This window comes from Paenibacillus chitinolyticus, from assembly GCF_045038035.1.
In the GTDB taxonomy this organism is placed as follows: Bacteria; Bacillota; Bacilli; order Paenibacillales; family NBRC-103111; genus Paenibacillus_F; species Paenibacillus_F chitinolyticus_A.
In genome coordinates, this window is record NZ_CP173427.1 from 5,211,708 (window position 1) to 5,227,489 (window position 15,782).

The 15,782-nt window shown below is 41.7% G+C and carries 15 protein-coding genes; 1 reads left to right on the forward strand and 14 read right to left on the reverse strand.

The genetic code is table 11. The features are described 5' to 3' along the window. Positions 1-193: 193 nt before the first annotated feature. Entirely contained in the window at positions 194-943 is a 750-nt protein-coding gene (locus ACI48J_RS23545; protein WP_326051209.1) for a glucose 1-dehydrogenase, read from the forward strand. Positions 944-1,169: 226 nt separating this feature from the next. Here the strand turns inward: ACI48J_RS23545 and ACI48J_RS23550 are convergent, their stop codons facing one another. The 14 genes from ACI48J_RS23550 to ACI48J_RS23615 all read right to left on the reverse strand — a co-directional run bounded on the left by ACI48J_RS23550 (position 1,170) and on the right by ACI48J_RS23615 (position 15,750). Beyond that, positions 1,170-1,298, reverse strand: coding sequence for a hypothetical protein (locus tag ACI48J_RS23550; RefSeq protein ID WP_009675220.1), 129 nt, complete (start codon positions 1,296-1,298; stop codon positions 1,170-1,172). A 62-nt stretch (positions 1,299-1,360) separates the two neighbouring features. Continuing rightward, a complete protein-coding gene (locus tag ACI48J_RS23555) occupies positions 1,361-2,782 on the reverse strand; it encodes an undecaprenyl-phosphate glucose phosphotransferase (protein ID WP_405080460.1) in 1,422 nt (473 codons plus the stop codon). 140 nt (positions 2,783-2,922) lie between these two features. Then, positions 2,923-3,819 carry a glycosyltransferase family 2 protein gene (locus ACI48J_RS23560; RefSeq protein ID WP_405080462.1) on the reverse strand — a complete coding sequence of 299 codons (897 nt, stop codon included), beginning with the start codon at positions 3,817-3,819 and terminating at the stop codon, positions 2,923-2,925. A 97-nt stretch (positions 3,820-3,916) separates the two neighbouring features. Beyond that, positions 3,917-4,858 carry a glycosyltransferase family 2 protein gene (locus ACI48J_RS23565; RefSeq protein ID WP_405080463.1) on the reverse strand — a complete coding sequence of 314 codons (942 nt, stop codon included), beginning with the start codon at positions 4,856-4,858 and terminating at the stop codon, positions 3,917-3,919. After that, a complete protein-coding gene (rfbD, locus tag ACI48J_RS23570; RefSeq protein WP_405080464.1) occupies positions 4,848-5,699 on the reverse strand; it encodes a dTDP-4-dehydrorhamnose reductase in 852 nt (283 codons plus the stop codon). Before rfbD ends, ACI48J_RS23565 begins: the two co-directional genes overlap by 11 nt. Positions 5,700-5,716: 17 nt before the next feature. Further along, entirely contained in the window at positions 5,717-6,721 is a 1,005-nt protein-coding gene (gene rfbB, locus ACI48J_RS23575; protein WP_405080465.1) for a dTDP-glucose 4,6-dehydratase, read from the reverse strand. Further along, on the reverse strand, positions 6,718-7,281 hold the full coding sequence (rfbC, locus tag ACI48J_RS23580) for a dTDP-4-dehydrorhamnose 3,5-epimerase (protein ID WP_405080467.1): 564 nt from the start codon (positions 7,279-7,281) through the stop codon (positions 6,718-6,720). Before rfbC ends, rfbB begins: the two co-directional genes overlap by 4 nt. A 16-nt stretch (positions 7,282-7,297) precedes the next feature. Continuing rightward, positions 7,298-8,041 (reverse strand): sugar phosphate nucleotidyltransferase, encoded by a 744-nt coding sequence (locus ACI48J_RS23585; protein WP_405080469.1) that lies wholly within the window; start codon positions 8,039-8,041, stop codon positions 7,298-7,300. 74 nt (positions 8,042-8,115) lie between these two features. Continuing rightward, positions 8,116-8,598 carry a hypothetical protein gene (locus tag ACI48J_RS23590; RefSeq protein WP_405080470.1) on the reverse strand — a complete coding sequence of 161 codons (483 nt, stop codon included), beginning with the start codon at positions 8,596-8,598 and terminating at the stop codon, positions 8,116-8,118. Further along, positions 8,595-9,788 carry a glycosyltransferase family 39 protein gene (locus ACI48J_RS23595; protein ID WP_405080472.1) on the reverse strand — a complete coding sequence of 398 codons (1,194 nt, stop codon included), beginning with the start codon at positions 9,786-9,788 and terminating at the stop codon, positions 8,595-8,597. Before ACI48J_RS23595 ends, ACI48J_RS23590 begins: the two co-directional genes overlap by 4 nt. 34 nt (positions 9,789-9,822) lie before the next feature. Beyond that, positions 9,823-10,902, reverse strand: coding sequence for a glycosyltransferase (locus ACI48J_RS23600; RefSeq protein WP_405080474.1), 1,080 nt, complete (start codon positions 10,900-10,902; stop codon positions 9,823-9,825). A 16-nt stretch (positions 10,903-10,918) separates the two neighbouring features. Then, positions 10,919-13,693 carry a methyltransferase domain-containing protein gene (locus tag ACI48J_RS23605; RefSeq protein WP_405080476.1) on the reverse strand — a complete coding sequence of 925 codons (2,775 nt, stop codon included), beginning with the start codon at positions 13,691-13,693 and terminating at the stop codon, positions 10,919-10,921. Further along, positions 13,677-14,903, reverse strand: a complete 1,227-nt coding sequence (locus tag ACI48J_RS23610; protein WP_405080478.1) for an ABC transporter ATP-binding protein — start codon at positions 14,901-14,903, stop codon at positions 13,677-13,679. Before ACI48J_RS23610 ends, ACI48J_RS23605 begins: the two co-directional genes overlap by 17 nt. Continuing rightward, a complete protein-coding gene (locus tag ACI48J_RS23615; RefSeq protein ID WP_405080479.1) occupies positions 14,893-15,750 on the reverse strand; it encodes an ABC transporter permease in 858 nt (285 codons plus the stop codon). Before ACI48J_RS23615 ends, ACI48J_RS23610 begins: the two co-directional genes overlap by 11 nt. Positions 15,751-15,782: the final 32 nt, after the last annotated feature.

Here is a 15,782-nt window from a genome sequence, read left to right on the forward strand (position 1 = left end):
ACAATGCGCCAGGCTTTGTCCACTAAGCGACAAATCCGCCAAAGCTGTTGGTTGAGCCTTCATGGCGAGCTCGTTATTATTATAATTAACAGGATGTCAATTAAACAACATCTTGTCGATAAGAGTTTGCGGGCATGGAAGTTCATCGCGATGAATGCGCTTCCAAATTTAGCCGGAAGGATGGTTATCCAAAATGGGACGCTTACAGGATAAAGTGGTCATTATAACGGGAGCCGCGATGGGGCAAGGGGAAACCGAAGCCAAGCTGTTCGCCGCGGAAGGTGCGAGAGTCGTCGCAACCGATCTGCAAGAAGAGCAGTTGAACCGGGTGGTGGATGAAATACGCCGTGCGGGCGGCCAGGCCATCGGCCTTAAGCATAACGTGGCTTTGGAAGAAGACTGGAAGCGAGTGGTCGGGAAGGCTGTCGAGCAGTTCGGCAAGGTCGATGTCCTCGTCAATAATGCGGGCATCAGCACAGACAGCACGCTTGATACGTTCACGATCGAAAACTGGGACAAGGTCATGTCGATTAACTTGACGGGCTGCGTCATCGGAATGAAATACGTCGTACCCGAAATGCGGAAAGCCGGCGGAGGCTCCATTGTCAACATCTCCTCCATCGCCGGCATTGTCGCCCTTAATTTCACCAACGGCTATACCGCGGCAAAAGGAGCTCTCCGCTCCTTATCGAAAGCCTCGGCTGTCGAGCTGGCTCCGGATAAAATCCGCGTGAACTCCGTTCATCCGGGCATTATCGTGACGCCGATGATCCAGGAAGCCCTCGATCAGGGCGCGGGACACATGTTCGAAGCGGGTACTCCGCTGCCCCGCCTGGGCAAGCCCGAGGACATCGCGTACGGAGTCCTTTATCTGGCTTCGGACGAGTCTTCGTTCGTTACCGGCACGGAGCTGATCATTGACGGCGGCTGGACGGCGAGATAAGACATGCTTGGGAGGTGGGAGTTTACACATAGGATTGAGCCGGGCTGGCCTTCTTCCTTTCCGGATCAAGCCCTGCCCTCCTATTCTCCCCCGCCTCCTTTTGGTCAGTGCCTTAGTCTGACCCGGCGCCGTAATGCACGAATAGCCTGCAGCAGACCTTGTCAAATGGAAAGCAGCCGAAACCGGGAAGACCCGCTCGGCGGCTTTTCTTTTATTTTTCCCCTCATTAGTTCACCAGGTAAAGAAACCCGCCGATAATGACCGCCCACATGACGGCTCCCATCAGCACTCCGATGATCAGGCCGCGCCCCATTGGCATTTGATCATCCCGGTAAGCGTCTTCATGATCGATCATAAAAAAACCTCCCCGTTACCAAGATATGATCCTAGTATCGGGAAGATGCGGGCGGAATATACTTAATAGGCATTTTTGTTCGTAAAGCCGTTTACGATCGTTTTCCAGATAATCTTGATGTCGAAGAGAAACGACCAATTTTCGATATAGAAAATATCGTGCTGAATCCGATCCGAAATCGAGGTGTCCCCACGGAGACCGTTGCTCTGCGCCCAGCCTGTAATCCCCGGACGAATATGGTGCTTCACCATATATTTCGGAATCTCTTCTTTAAACTGCTCCACGAAAAACGGCCGTTCCGGACGCGGTCCGACTACACTCATATGCCCGAAAAGCACATTGAAAAACTGCGGCAGCTCATCGAGGCTCGTTTTACGGAGAAAGGCGCCCAGCTTCGTTTTGCGCGGATCGTCGGCCGTCGTCCAGCCTGTGTCGGACGTGTTCGCCGTCTCCTGGCGCATCGAACGGAATTTGTACATATAAAATTTCCGCCGGTTTAACCCTACCCGTTCCTGCTTGAAAATCACCGGGCCGGGCGACGTCAGTTTGATTGCCGCGGCAATCACGATCATCACCGGCAGGGTGATCAGGATGGCCGTGAGCGAAAACGCGAGGTCGAAAGCCCGTTTGATCACGCGGTTGCTGATCATATCGAGCGGAATATCGCGCACATTGATGAGCGGCATGCCCGCGAAATTATCGAAAAACGGCCGCGCCGGCAAATAATCGAAGAAGTCGGGAATGATGAGCGTCCGCACGCCCGCCTTCTCGCAAGCCGCAATGATATGCGGGAACTTGTGATGAACGTCCAGCGGCAGCGCGATAATGACTTCATCGATCAATTTGTCCTGGAGGATTTCGTCCAGCTCATCCAGCCTGCCGATGACGGGCTTGTAGGGAGCCGCAGCCGCAAGAAGCTCTTTGTGCTCCGAATGCTCCCCATGATCATCGAGAAACCCGATAATTTCATAGCCGAGCTCCGGGTGCTGCAGCAGATTATCGTGAAAACGCCGGCCCAGCGTACCCGCTCCCAGAATGAGCACAAACTGCTTGTTGTACCCTTTCTCGCGAAGACGCTTGAGGCTTTCCTTCAAGACGTAGCGGTATACGGTGATGAGCACAATATCCAGCACGATATACATCGCCAGAAATTCACGCGAAATATGCACTTCTTTGAAGAAGAAGAGCAAGCTGAGCTGGATGAACAAGCTGATCAGATGCGTCTGGACGATTTTGATCAGCGCATCGGCAAACCGTTTCTTGCGGTTTGGCCCGTACAGCCCGACGAAAAAGCCGACCGCTACGGCGACCGCACCGTAAACCGCACTCCAAGCGGCATATACGGAGATGGGGATCGGCTGGTTGGCATCCAGCCAACCGCTCTCGAATTTAACCCACCAGGCGATCAGGAAGGCGGTCTGAATCACGGCGAAATCAAAAATCGCATAGACCTGGGTTAGAAATTGTTGATTTCTGCGAAGCATGGAAGATTCACCTCAAAAATCGTTGGTAGGAGACAACGCAATCGTTGCCGCATGATGAATACGATTGACTAAATCGGCACAGTTACCGGGGCCCTTTTATAACATCCTAACCCCATGCCGCTGTACGGCCTTCTTGTACGTTACGCTCCGACATCCGTTTGGTTCAAGGACTTCTTGACCGGCCGCGCCTTGTTTTTCAGCAGCGCCAGCCCGAACTTGACCGCTACCCCCATATAAACGGCGGCATTCGTCACGAACGAATAGTTACGCTTGTAATGTTTACGGTGGAACAGAATCATGGCCCTGTGAAATTCATAGATGATTTTATACGGCTTACGCCTGCTGCTGGCGCCTTTATAATGGATAATCTTAGTGCGAGGGTAATAATAAATTTGCCAGCCGGCTTCCTTGATCCGGTAGCACCAGTCCACGTCTTCCCCATACATGAAAAACTCTTCGTCGAGCATTCCGACTTCCTCGATCGCTTTCCTGCGGACCATCATAAAAGCTCCGACCAAACAATCGACTTCGTATTCCTCATCGGGATTCAAATACCCCAGCTGGTATTGATTGAACCGCGGACGATCCGGAAACAGCTTCGAAAACCCGAACGCATAGTAAAAAGACGCCGACGGCGTCGGAAACCCGCGTTTGCACGCTTTATCGAGAGAACCATCAGGCAGCACAACCTTGCAGCCGGAGGCGCCGATCTGAAGATGTTCGTTCATATAATCCAGCATGATTTGGAACGTATCCGGCTCCACAATCGTATCCGAGTTTAACAATAGAATATATTGGCCCTGCGCTATTCTTATGCCCTGATTGTTCGCCCGGGAAAAACCGACGTTTTCCTGGTTTGCGATCAAATCTACCTGCGGAAACTCGCTTCGAATGGAAGAAACGGAATCATCCGAGGAGTTGTTATCAATTAAAAGTACTTCGTATGTATACCCCGTAACGGAAGCATAAACCGAGTGCAGACAGTCAAGCGTCAGCCGGCGGGTGTTGTAATTGACGATGATTATGCTTAAGTCCATCTGAGTCTCCATCCGAATTTACTAGATATTCCTAGTATACCATGCAAGAATGGGAATGGGCTAAAACTAGCTTAAAATAAAAAAGACCTTTGCTGATTCAAGGTCTCTTAGACTTCCAATTGAGAAATAACCCCATATTCCGCGCAAATCCTATTTTATAAAACCCGTTCTTAAGGAGAGAAAACCGGCCCCTTACAAAAGAGCTATTCTCCAGCTCGATAAACTTCTTCAAGAGTATGCGCTTTTCTTCCGGGAGCCTTTTGGAAAACTGTTCTTCAAAAGCCCTCGCTTGACGTATATTCTTTTCCAGATAAACCGGTTCTAAAAGCTTAGTCTTGATGTAAGACATACCGAACCGCTTAGCTCCTACGCTGTTTTCACCGTGCTGCCTGTACAAAATCGTCGGCTCCGTCAAATAGCCGATGCTGCCGAACGCGCTGGCGGCCAAACCGATCCACCAATCATGCATAATAGCGTCCGCATGTACGGGAAGGCTGAGCTCGGCCAGCCGGCGGTTTATCATCATGGTGCAGCCCGTAATGACATTCTGCATGAGCAGGCGCGGAAACGAATCCTCAGCGGGATCCAGCTTCTGATAGTTCCAGAAAGACGGGTTAAGCTCCCGCTGTAGCTCGTTCACTACTTTTAAATCCGTGTGAATCAATAAGGGCCGCTGCTCATGTGTCTTTTCCAGCTGCTTCATTTTTGCCAAAGTCTTTTCAATTTTATCCGGAAGCCAGACATCGTCCTGGTCCGCGAACATAAAATAATTTGCCTTAGATCCTGAGAGGCCTTCCTGAAGCAGCCGGCCAAAGCTTAATTTCGACCCTTTGTTATCTTCTTGCGGCATCAATTGGACACAATCATATTGCGTTTCGTACTGCGTTAAAATATGTAAAGTCTTATCGCTTGATCCGTCATCCCTCACCAGGATGCTCGTATTTGAGTGGGTCTGGGATAATATCGAATCCAGTTGGCTTTCGAGATAGTTAGCCCCGTTATACGTAGATAAAAGAACAACGACCGAGTCATTCCCCATTCCGGTATTCCTTAAGAAATTCTCTCAGTCCTTCCTTCCAGCCTCTTAAATCCTGAAAGCCGTTGGAGCGAATCCCCATGTGATCCATAACAGAAAACTGCGGCCGTTCGGCAGGGCGCGGAAATTCATCCGTGGTGCAGGGATTCACGGCCACTTTCATGTCCGCTCCCTCGAATATCGCTTTGGCAAATTCGTACCATGTACACGTTCCGGCGTTGGAAGCATGGTAAATTCCGTACTTCTCCGTTTGTACAAGTTCCAGAAGAAAGGAAGCCAGATCCGCCGCATAAGTCGGGGAGCCCGTTTGATCGTGGACTACATTCAAGGAAATTTTCTCTCCGCCCAGCTTGAGCATGGTCTTTACAAAATTTTGCCCGGTCCGGCCGTATACCCACGATGTCCGCACAATAAAATATCGGCTGCTTAATGTCTGGGTAAGAACTTCTCCGGCCCTTTTGGACTTCCCGTAAATACTTTGCGGATTGGTATTGTCATACTCGTTGTAAGGTTTGTTTCCTCTGCCGTCGAATACGTAATCCGTGCTGACATAACAAAACTTCACGTTATATTTTTCCGCTTCCACAGCCAAATTACGCGTCCCGCTTGCATTCACCCGGTATGCCTCGTCGGGTTCGCTTTCCGCTTTATCTACGGCCGTATAGGCGCCGCAGTGAATCAGAACGTCCGGCATGATTTCCCGAATGATCCGTCCGCACGCCGTCTGATTCGTAAAATCCAGCTTTTCACGTCCGTATCCGTAGACTTCGTGCCCCTCAGCTTCAAACAGCCTGCAAACTTCGCTTCCAAGCTGTCCTTTTGCTCCGGTAACTAAGATTTTCATAGAAACCTCCCTATATCTTAAGAACCGTACTGCTGTTCATAATAGGATTGATAGGCCCCGGAACGTATCCGTTCCCACCACTCTTTATTGTCCAGATACCATCGTATGGTCTCCTGGATACCGGACTCGAAGTTATGCTTGGGCTGCCAGCCCAGCTCCGCCGTTATTTTGCTTGCATCAATTCCATATCTGCGGTCATGTCCGGGACGATCCTGAATAAACGTAATTAATTGTTCGGATTTGCCAAGTGCGGCCAAGATCGTTTGGATGATAACAAGATTGGTGCGCTCATTGTTCCCTCCGATATTGTACACTTCCCCATTTCGCCCGCTGTGCAGAACCAGATCAATCGCCGAGCAATGATCTTCCACGTAAAGCCAGTCCCGTATGTTTAGGCCGTCTCCATAAACCGGAAGAGATTTCCCATCCAGGGCATTGGCAATCATAAGAGGTATTAGCTTCTCCGGAAACTGATACGGCCCGTAATTGTTGGAACAGCGGGTAATATTAACCGGCAGCCCGAATGTTTCGTGATAAGCGCGAACCAGCATGTCTCCACCGGCTTTACTAGCCGAATAAGGACTGTTAGGAGCCAGCGGAGTTGTTTCCGAGAATAGTCCCGTCTCGCCAAGAGAGCCGTACACTTCATCTGTGGAAACCTGTACAAATTTAGTAATCCCACGGGCTTTGGCGGCATCAAGCAGCACTTGAGTCCCCATAACATTGGCTTGAACAAAAATACCGGGATCCAAAATACTGCGATCCACGTGAGACTCGGCCGCAAAGTTCACGACGACGTCAACGCCGTAGTCGAAAGCCTGCTCAACAGCATTCCAGTCGGAAATATCTCCTTTTAAGAACCGGTAGTTGGGATGGTTCTCCACTGTTTTTAGATTCTCTAGATTTCCGGCATAGGTTAAAGCGTCCAAATTGATGATCTGGTAGTCCGGGTATTTCTTAAGCATATACAGAACGAAGTTACTTCCGATAAAACCCGCTCCGCCTGTTACGAGAATTTTCATGACCCGACCTCCTCGTCAAAGTTGTTATCCGCATCCGCCAAGCGCGGGTGTTTTTCATCTTTTGCGGAAAGGATAGGGCTGGATGCGGGCCAATCGATCGCAAGTGCGGGATCATTCCACATGATCCCCCTATCATTTTCAGGAGAATAATACTCGTCTACCTTATACAGTACTTCCGTGTTGGGCACCAGCGTGCAAAAACCGTGAGCGAAGCCTTTCGGCACCAGAAGCTGACGCTTATTCTCCGAGCTTAGGATAAACCCCTGCCACTGGCCGTACGTCGGCGATTTTTTGCGTATGTCTACGATAACGTCGTAAATGACACCCGCAAGGACACGGATAAGCTTGGTTTGCGCTTTAGGATTGAGCTGATAGTGAAGGCCGCGAAGAACTCCTGTTTCGGCAGACAACGAGTGATTATCTTGGATGAAGCTGTAGGCGATACCCAGTTCTTCAAATCTTTTTTGGTTATAGCTTTCCATGAAAAAGCCACGGCTGTCGCCATGGACTGTAGGTTCGATTATTAGCGCTTCAGAAAACTTGGATTTGGTTAATTTCATTGTCCAAGCTCCTTTCTTACAGTTTTAGTTTTCCGAATTCATCACCGAAGGTAATTTCCTTAGCCAATTCGTTAGCTAACGCAAGAGATGAATGAGTTCCCGCATCCGTCCACCATCCCTGAAGGACATCATACGCCAGCTGCTTTTTAGCAATATACGCATTGTTCACATCGGTTATTTCCAACTCACCACGATTAGAAGGTTTCAGAGTTTTAATAATATCGAAAACTTGGCTGTCATACATATAGATTCCCGTGACAGCGTAATTACTTTTTGGAAGAATCGGCTTTTCTTCGATGGAAACGATCTGGTTACCGTCCAACTCGGGCACCCCGTATCTTTGGGGATCATGAACTTTCTGAATTAAAATTTTTGCGCCTTCGGATTGTATCTTAAAATTACTAACATATGCTGAGATATCGTCTTGAAATACGTTATCTCCCAAAATGACGACAATTTGTTCACCGGCAGCAAATTGCTCCGCTAATCCCAACGCTTGAGCGATACCTCCTGCATCGTCTTGAACTTTATACGTAAAAGAAATTTCCAAATCAGAACCGCTGCCGAGCAAATTGACTACATCTCCCATATGATCCTTACCCGTTACAACTAAAATATCCGAAATCCCCGCTTTTTTTAGCTTCTGTACGGAATAAAAAATCATGGGATATTTACCTACAGGCAGTAAATGTTTATTGGTGACTTTCGTCAAGGGAAATAGTCTGGATCCTGTTCCACCAGCTAGAATAACACCTTTCATATAAAGCACCTCTCTATCTTAAGATACAGGTAGAATTTTATGTTATTAAATATAGGAACCTTACAGAAGAAATTTTAATTATTGTAATACTTTTTTATCTTCACTTCTTTAATTTTAAATACGGCGTTAGGAACATTTCCGGGATCAATCCGAATTTGCTTTACATCTCCATCAGCTGCAAATTTTATGGGATCACGACTGTTGAAAGTTTTACTTCTTTGCTCTGAAAAATTTTCCTCGTCATTGCTTCTCCAAAAAATCTGTACTTGACTACTGGTGGAGTCAATTTCAATTTCTATAAGCGTTTGCTTCGCGCCCATATCATTTAATAGTGGACTAATTAAGATAGGATCATCATTGGTGGAAATCCATTGTTCCTTTTTATTGATGTTATAAGTGGTCCAGTTATCCATATTGTTGAAGCTTGATTCACCTGCAAGAAGCCATTGTTTTTGCTTCCATTTTAATTCTTCACTATCTCTACTAAAAAACAACAAACTGAATAAAATTAAACCCGCGTATAAGAAGAAAATAATTTTATAGAAAAAATGCATCATTTAACAGACCTCTTTCTAAATGTCTCCACAACAACAGAAAGAACAAAAGCAAACAAAATAATAATATATGGCATAATTGGAAAGGCATATCGAGGAATGGCAAGCATTATTTGATGCAAAAAGGTATAAACTATGATTATAATCGATAGAATTTGAATAGGATGCTTACGAGTTATACTTATACATATACCAATCCATCCTCCTATTACTAGTAGAAGATGCAGAGGTTTTCTAAGCCACTCAAAGAGGTGTGCAATTTCCCCATTTTCAACCCAAGGTAGCCTCCAAAAATAATTTAATTTTCCAATAACAAACCACTTAACAAATTCAGGTTGGTTAATCTGCGCAAAAAACATTTCTTTTGATTTTTCAGCCCACATGTTATTTCTAGTGATTTCGTCAGGATTAGTTTTATAGATAGCTTCGAATGTTTCTATTACCCCTACAAAATATGGGTGCATTCCCCAAAGTAAGGGATTAGACCCAGAAGTAGAAAATAGCACAACCTTATCGAACAGAAAGTAATTTCTAATCCACCATGGCAGCACTAGAATAAATGAGAAAAAGCCTATATAAGTCAAGGCACGTACATAGTTTTTTTTCGACTTTAGATGAAAAAAATAATAGATAATTATTGGTAAAACCAGTGTAGCCGGTGTCGGACGTATTAAAACACTTACACCAAGAAACAAGCCACTTAAAATAAATATAAATTTTCGATTATTTTCAATTCCCTCGAATAAAGTTAATAGGAATAAAGAAAAAAATAGTGTGAATGAGACTTCAGTGAGCAATAATCCATTTGCATAAATAAAACTTGGATAAATTGTCATTAAAACCGCAACAAACAATGAAGAGTTAAGACCCAGAAACTTTAAAGAAATTTGGTAAATAACCCAAATGGTTATCACACTAAAAATAACTTGAACCAGTTGAAAAGCAATCATCTTTGAACCAAAAATTAAATAGGTAAGACTAAGCAGGATTGGAAAACCAGGTGTTACAAATGCGTTAGGCTCCGTTTGGTTATAGCCTAAAACCCCCGTTTCCAGAAACTGTTTTGCCATTTTGTCATAAAATAAAGCATCTCCGGCAAGCGGGGGAAAAGAGATGCTGAAAATATAATAGGTCCTGATAATTAAAGCAACACCTAAAATTATGTATATCCAGTTATTTCGCTTATTCTGCATAACCTCAAGCCTTCCCTAATTTATCCACATTAATTTACTTATTAATCAATATACTTTTAACAACCTTTTTTATCCCTTTAACGAAATTTTCTTTTTTAACTATTTGTTCTGAAGTTGCATTTAACTCGGCATTACTATTGGTAAACGGGTCTTGAAACTTGTAAGGCATCTCCAGATTGTCTCTGTAGGCAATCCTTGTAGCTCTATCGATCTTTTCACCACTATTAAAATAATCATAAGACCACGGAATCGCGCCCAATTCCTCTTGACCCATAATGTTCATCTCATTAACATACTCATCTCTCAATGTATAGATAGCATTCTTTTTATCGGGTACGTATTTATTTATCATCCCTTCATTTGCACCGGAATCAAATCCTGAGAAGTGGAAAAATCTAAGAAACTTATCATTCACCCTGTACTCATCATTAGAATCTAAATGAATTTTTCTTTTGGATACATTCCACGGAGCTGCATTGTAACCAGGATGCTTTAATATATAGACATCAAAGAAGCACGGGGCTAAGTCCATCCATTTTTGATCCGTAAAAATCCCACGCGGAATGTCATCATAACAGAACATATTCAACCTCGAAGCCCACCATTCAATGAATCTTTTCGACTCTTCCGATCTACTGACGGCTAAAAACCCTAAATTGAACGCACCATGCTTTAATGCACTAAGTTCATTATCCATAACAGCATCCATTATATCCTCAGGGGTTGTTAAATGAGGAGTTAAAACAATAGGATTTGATTCTAGGGCTTCTTCTAGCTCGGTCAAAGGACTTAATACTTGGATATCTGGATCTAAATAAACAAATTTTGATTCTTCCTGATAATTTTCCATAAGATATAAGAACAATTGCCCTTTAACCGCTGTAGAGGCTTCAACTATAGAATGTTTAAAAATGAATTTTTCAAAATTTTCAAAACCCAAATCTTTCCCCAGAACAATATCATCAAAATATTCAAATGCCTGTGCTTCAGGGGTTACTTCTCTTTCCAACAAACTAACAACCACTTTTATAGTGGGATCAGCTTTTTTTATAGACTTTGCCAGCACCATAGCTTTGGGCAAGTAATTGGCACAAATAGAAGTAGTTATGATCATGCTTATCTTCTCCTTTTTAATCCAACTCATTATATTCTAGTTCATATAAGTTCCTTGTTCTATTCAATAAATTTAACATGCTATTATTATCTGATAGTAAACCCCATAGTTCTTTTTCACTATTAAGAACAATACCGATACTGTCAGAGCTATTCTGTACACTAAAGGCTATGTTGCCACTATTTTTATTAGTGATAATCGGAATACCGGCTGCTATGGACTCATAAAGAGTATACGAGTAACTTTCAGGCACAATGGACCATAAAAGAACTATATCTATGTTCTCTTTTTTTAAAAGATTTGTGGCTGCCATTCGCCCGTCCTTTATAAAAGAATATTCATGTGAACGTACATTTGTACTATAGTGCTCAGACGAACCGATATGATGAAATTCGTAAAAATCGGCAAATTGTTCGTTATTAATCATCTTTAGCCATGTAGACCATCCCTTGTTCTCCATCTTGTACCCAAGATAGGCGATTTTGATTTTCTCATTACTTCTTTCTCTTTTTATAGTTCCATCTTTTATGAGACGCAGGTGGCCATGCACAAGAAATTTATCTTCCCATTTGGGGTATATTAGCTTAAAAACCTCAAGCACGTATTGAGACGGCAAGACTATTTTTTCACATACGTTAAAGATATCGTTAAATATTTCTTTCCGCTTCTCCAAGTCCGTATAATGATCACATTTGATACAGACATTTTCAGTGCCGTGTATCATTAAATCAGGTATGCAACCTTTATGGCCATTCGAATCAGAATACATCATATGGTAACTGGAGCAACATGCGAAAAAATCATGTGCGACAAAAAAGGAAGGAATCCCCTTCGAACTAACTGCCTCAAATATATTTTTGAAATCAGAATATATCCAAAACAATAAATGATGTATATACGTTTTTTGGTATTTATAAGCGCTATCTTGAATGAATTCGACTATTTCTTGAGCTGTCAAATATCCCAGAAATGTATCTCCAACATTAATACCATAAAAACTCTCTTCTTCAGCATAAAAATCATATCTATTAGAAGGAAAAATTTGAACAGTCCCTATACCACTTCTTGCATTATAGCTGGCTTGCTCATAAATATACTTCTCGGTTCCGCCCATGGAATTTAAATAATTCGTATGAGAGAACACTAAAATATACCTTTCTTTATCCAATAGATTGATCATTTCTTTCTTATTGCTTTTTTTTTTATACTTTACGATCATGTTCTTGACTCTATGCTTTGCACTGTTTTTTAATTCTCTTAAGGCGTTCATACCTGCTCTAAAAAATCGGGTATATTTCCATGAAGTAGAATTCAGCAAAACTTGTAATTCATTTAAAACTTTTTCTGTAGCTTCTTCTCTCTTTTGTATCTCGCTCTCATAGTATATCTGTTGTGTTGTTATGTTCTTTCTGTGCTCCTCCAGGGTCACGTTCATTACTTCAAGTCGGGCTTCTAATTGCAATACTTTATTTTTAGATGTCTCTACATCTTTCGTATATTTTTCCTGCAAAAACTGCTTAATATGTTCTACCTCAAACAGTAATTTATCTTGTTTTCTCTGTTCTTCTTCCATACTCATATTGAGTAGCCCTAAGCGCTCTGCTTCTCTCTTTATCTTAAAATATTGTTGGTTCATTTCTTCGATAAGATCACTCATTTTAACAGAAACACTCATTTTAACTCTTATAAAATATGTTTTATCTTTTTTTATTTTAGTGGTAGGATTTAGTATAATATAAGGATCATTGTTTAAAGTTATAAGAGGTTCTCCGTCTCCATAATTCACAAGATTATAAAAGTGGCATCCTTCAAAATTATTTTCATTTGACCATTTGTGTATGTACGAAGGAGTGCCATTTTCAGTATCACACACGGTCTCTAATAAATAGATTTCAGATAGTTTTATTAAAGCTATTTCTGAAATGGGATCCAATCTTAATTTGTTTATCTCTTTATTAAGTGGAAGCGGTACGTCATATGTTATAGTGCTGCCGTCTATATGTAACGGCAAATAAGCCGAGTCATACTCTGTAAATTCTTCATTCTCGGACCAAAATAATTGAAGATAGTAATTAGATAACCTGTATCTTTGTTTTATCATTCCTTGGTTAAGTTTTCCTACATCCTCATTCTTTTTACCGACCGTTATATATTGGTAAACTTCCCCATCCGTTCGTTGTTGTAAGAAGTCCCTCACCAAAGGGTAATTTTCATAACTTTGCTTGAACTCTGTCTGCTCTGGCAGCATGTACGTCGCATACCATTCAATCGGTTGCAATCCGGCATGTTCATATAACTCAAGAATACTTGACTTTGTAAAGAATCTTAAATGGGTATTATCCAGCAAACCTAAAGTCTTATATTCAAATCTACCGGAAAGAAGTTCCATAATAACAGCGTTGTTTGAAATATTGGGTATTGAAGTGATTAAAGTGCCTTCCTCTTTAAGAAACTCAACAGCAATTTTCAATACTCTCCAGGGGTCTTTTAAGTGTTCAAGGACATCTACAAAAATGATATGATCAAATTTAATATCCTTAAATTTAGTTGCCCATGTTAAGCTTTCAACATCCCCTATTTCCATATCGACTGTAAATGCACTAGCTACTGTAGCCGCACTTTCTTCTATTTCTACCCCGTACACTTGACAATTAAGTTCATTGAACATGTACTCTGTCATATATCCGGTAGCCGTTCCAAATTCGAGGACCGTCGTTTCAGGCCTGATATGCTGGAGAACTATGGTGTGTGCATTCTGAATAGAAGTATTTATTTTAAAGTCGTATTTCATCGTACGCTTCCTTTCTTGAATTCCAGTTATGGGGAATACAAGTTATTCCTTCGGCAAAATATTCAGAAGTACTGATAGTGAAAAAATCCATTTTCTTTTTAAAATCAAGTCTTACAATTCCCGAACTTTCAAAGAAACCGACATCAACAAAGTAAGAACCAGGTAACAAATTCATTTGTTCATAGTTGAGAACCAACTGATAATCACCAGGTTCAGACGGTAAGGGATACTTATCTAATTTTGTATTTAATCCACAGATATAATTATCTTGGGAATCATAGAGAGCGATTCCTCCTACTATCCCTTCTACTTTTTTCTTTAACGTGTAATTAACTACAATAGAAAGCTTTTCGCCATAATTGAATCTTTTCTTATCCGAAAATTGTGTATCATAAAATTCAATTCCATTAATATTTAGCACATCATCTTGCTGATTTTCTTCAATTTCCTCTTCTTCTGTATGTTGGGATGGACTTGTTTTCATGAAATTTTCGTAGCTATTAGAAACTGAATGAACATCGCCGCGCATATGAATTTGTCCATCCATCATCCAAATGGCTTGATCACAAAAATTCTTTATAGAATACAAGTCATGGCTGACAAAGATAATAGTTTTTCCTTGTTTCTTAAACTCTTTCATTTTTTCAATACATTTTAGTTGAAATTGTATATCTCCAACAGCGAGCGCCTCATCGATAATTAAAATATCGGGATTCACATTTATAGCACACGCAAAGGCCAGACGTACAAACATACCGGATGAATAGGATTTAACCGGCTGATCAATGAACTTTTCAATTCCGGAAAAACTTATGATATCGGGTAATTTTTCTTTTATTTCTTCTGCATTCAATCCTAATATAGCTGAGTTCATAATTATGTTTTCTCTACCGGTAAAATCAGGATTAAATCCACTTCCAAGTTCCAGTAGCGCCGATATCCTTCCATTCACATCTACACTACCACTACTGGGTTGCAATGTGCCGACAATAATTTGAAGCAAAGTACTTTTTCCTGACCCGTTCTTACCGATTAGCCCTATCGTTTCGCCTCTGTTAACCGTTAGATCGACATTTTTCAGAGCCCAAAATTCCTTGTTAAATTTATTCTTGTTTGATGAAAAAAATTGTTTCAACCTGTCTTCAGGGCGATCGTAAAGTTTATACAATTTACTGACATCAGTAATTTTAACTGCCAAATCATAAGACATCAGCGAATCCTCCTTTGGTCTTAACAAACCAGATATACCCCAAAACAACCATTACTGTACTGAGGAGCAGGCTGGTGCCCATGAAGCTCCAATCGGGCATTTGTCCCCAAATCAAAATTTTTCGGATGTCTTCAACAACGTAGCTCATGGGGTTTAAGAATAGCAAAGCTCTAAATTTTTCGGGTACAGAAGAAACAGGATAAAAAATTGGACTTAGGAACATTAAACCCTGCATGAATAAAGTAATAATATGTCCTATGTCCCTAATGAATACTCCTAATGAAGCTAGGAACCAAGACAAACCAAGTGCAACCAATAATAAAGGCAATAAAACAAGTGGAAGAAAAATAATAGTCCAATGTATCGTTGAATAAGTAAACAAAATACCCAACAAGAGGATTAACAACTGGATCACGTAATGAAACAATGCGCTTCCAATCAAGGTTAAAGGAAGAATTTCAAGTGGAAACAATACTTTTTTAACATAATTTACGTTTCCTATAATTAAGCGTGGAGATTGAATTATAATCTCTGAAAACAAATTAAAAACACTAATGCCACAAAATAAAATAAGCGCAAACTCAATGTTATTGTCATTTGATGTTCCCCATCTTGCCTTAAAGACAATACTAAACACAAATGTATAGATGACTAGCATAAGTATCGGAGTTAAAAAAGACCAAAGCATTCCTAGTTTAGAGCCGCGATATCGAACAGCTATTTCTCTTTTGATTAATTGATAAATTAATAACTTGTTTAATTTTAATAGCGAAGCTAGTTTCTTAATCTGTAATTTTAAGTTCCTCATTAGAGGATTCGATTTTAAAAAAACATCTTGTTTGGACATAATATTTATTTCTTTCCTCTCGTTAATAAAAA

Coding starts and splice junctions, on each gene's coding strand:
- ACI48J_RS23560 (WP_405080462.1), bottom strand. CDS start 3,819: ATGGACTTAAGCATAATCATCGTCAATTACAACACCCGCCGGCTGACG.
- ACI48J_RS23610 (WP_405080478.1), bottom strand. CDS start 14,903: ATGTCTTATGATTTGGCAGTTAAAATTACTGATGTCAGTAAATTGTAT.
- rfbD (WP_405080464.1), bottom strand. CDS start 5,699: ATGAAAATCTTAGTTACCGGAGCAAAAGGACAGCTTGGAAGCGAAGTT.
- ACI48J_RS23590 (WP_405080470.1), bottom strand. CDS start 8,598: ATGATGCATTTTTTCTATAAAATTATTTTCTTCTTATACGCGGGTTTA.
- ACI48J_RS23600 (WP_405080474.1), bottom strand. CDS start 10,902: ATGATCATAACTACTTCTATTTGTGCCAATTACTTGCCCAAAGCTATG.
- ACI48J_RS23605 (WP_405080476.1), bottom strand. CDS start 13,693: ATGAAATACGACTTTAAAATAAATACTTCTATTCAGAATGCACACACC.
- ACI48J_RS23545 (WP_326051209.1), top strand. CDS start 194: ATGGGACGCTTACAGGATAAAGTGGTCATTATAACGGGAGCCGCGATG.
- rfbC (WP_405080467.1), bottom strand. CDS start 7,281: ATGAAATTAACCAAATCCAAGTTTTCTGAAGCGCTAATAATCGAACCT.
- rfbB (WP_405080465.1), bottom strand. CDS start 6,721: ATGAAAATTCTCGTAACAGGCGGAGCGGGTTTTATCGGAAGTAACTTC.
- ACI48J_RS23565 (WP_405080463.1), bottom strand. CDS start 4,858: ATGGGGAATGACTCGGTCGTTGTTCTTTTATCTACGTATAACGGGGCT.
- ACI48J_RS23595 (WP_405080472.1), bottom strand. CDS start 9,788: ATGCAGAATAAGCGAAATAACTGGATATACATAATTTTAGGTGTTGCT.
- ACI48J_RS23555 (WP_405080460.1), bottom strand. CDS start 2,782: ATGCTTCGCAGAAATCAACAATTTCTAACCCAGGTCTATGCGATTTTT.
- ACI48J_RS23585 (WP_405080469.1), bottom strand. CDS start 8,041: ATGAAAGGTGTTATTCTAGCTGGTGGAACAGGATCCAGACTATTTCCC.
- ACI48J_RS23615 (WP_405080479.1), bottom strand. CDS start 15,750: ATGTCCAAACAAGATGTTTTTTTAAAATCGAATCCTCTAATGAGGAAC.
- ACI48J_RS23550 (WP_009675220.1), bottom strand. CDS start 1,298: ATGATCGATCATGAAGACGCTTACCGGGATGATCAAATGCCAATGGGG.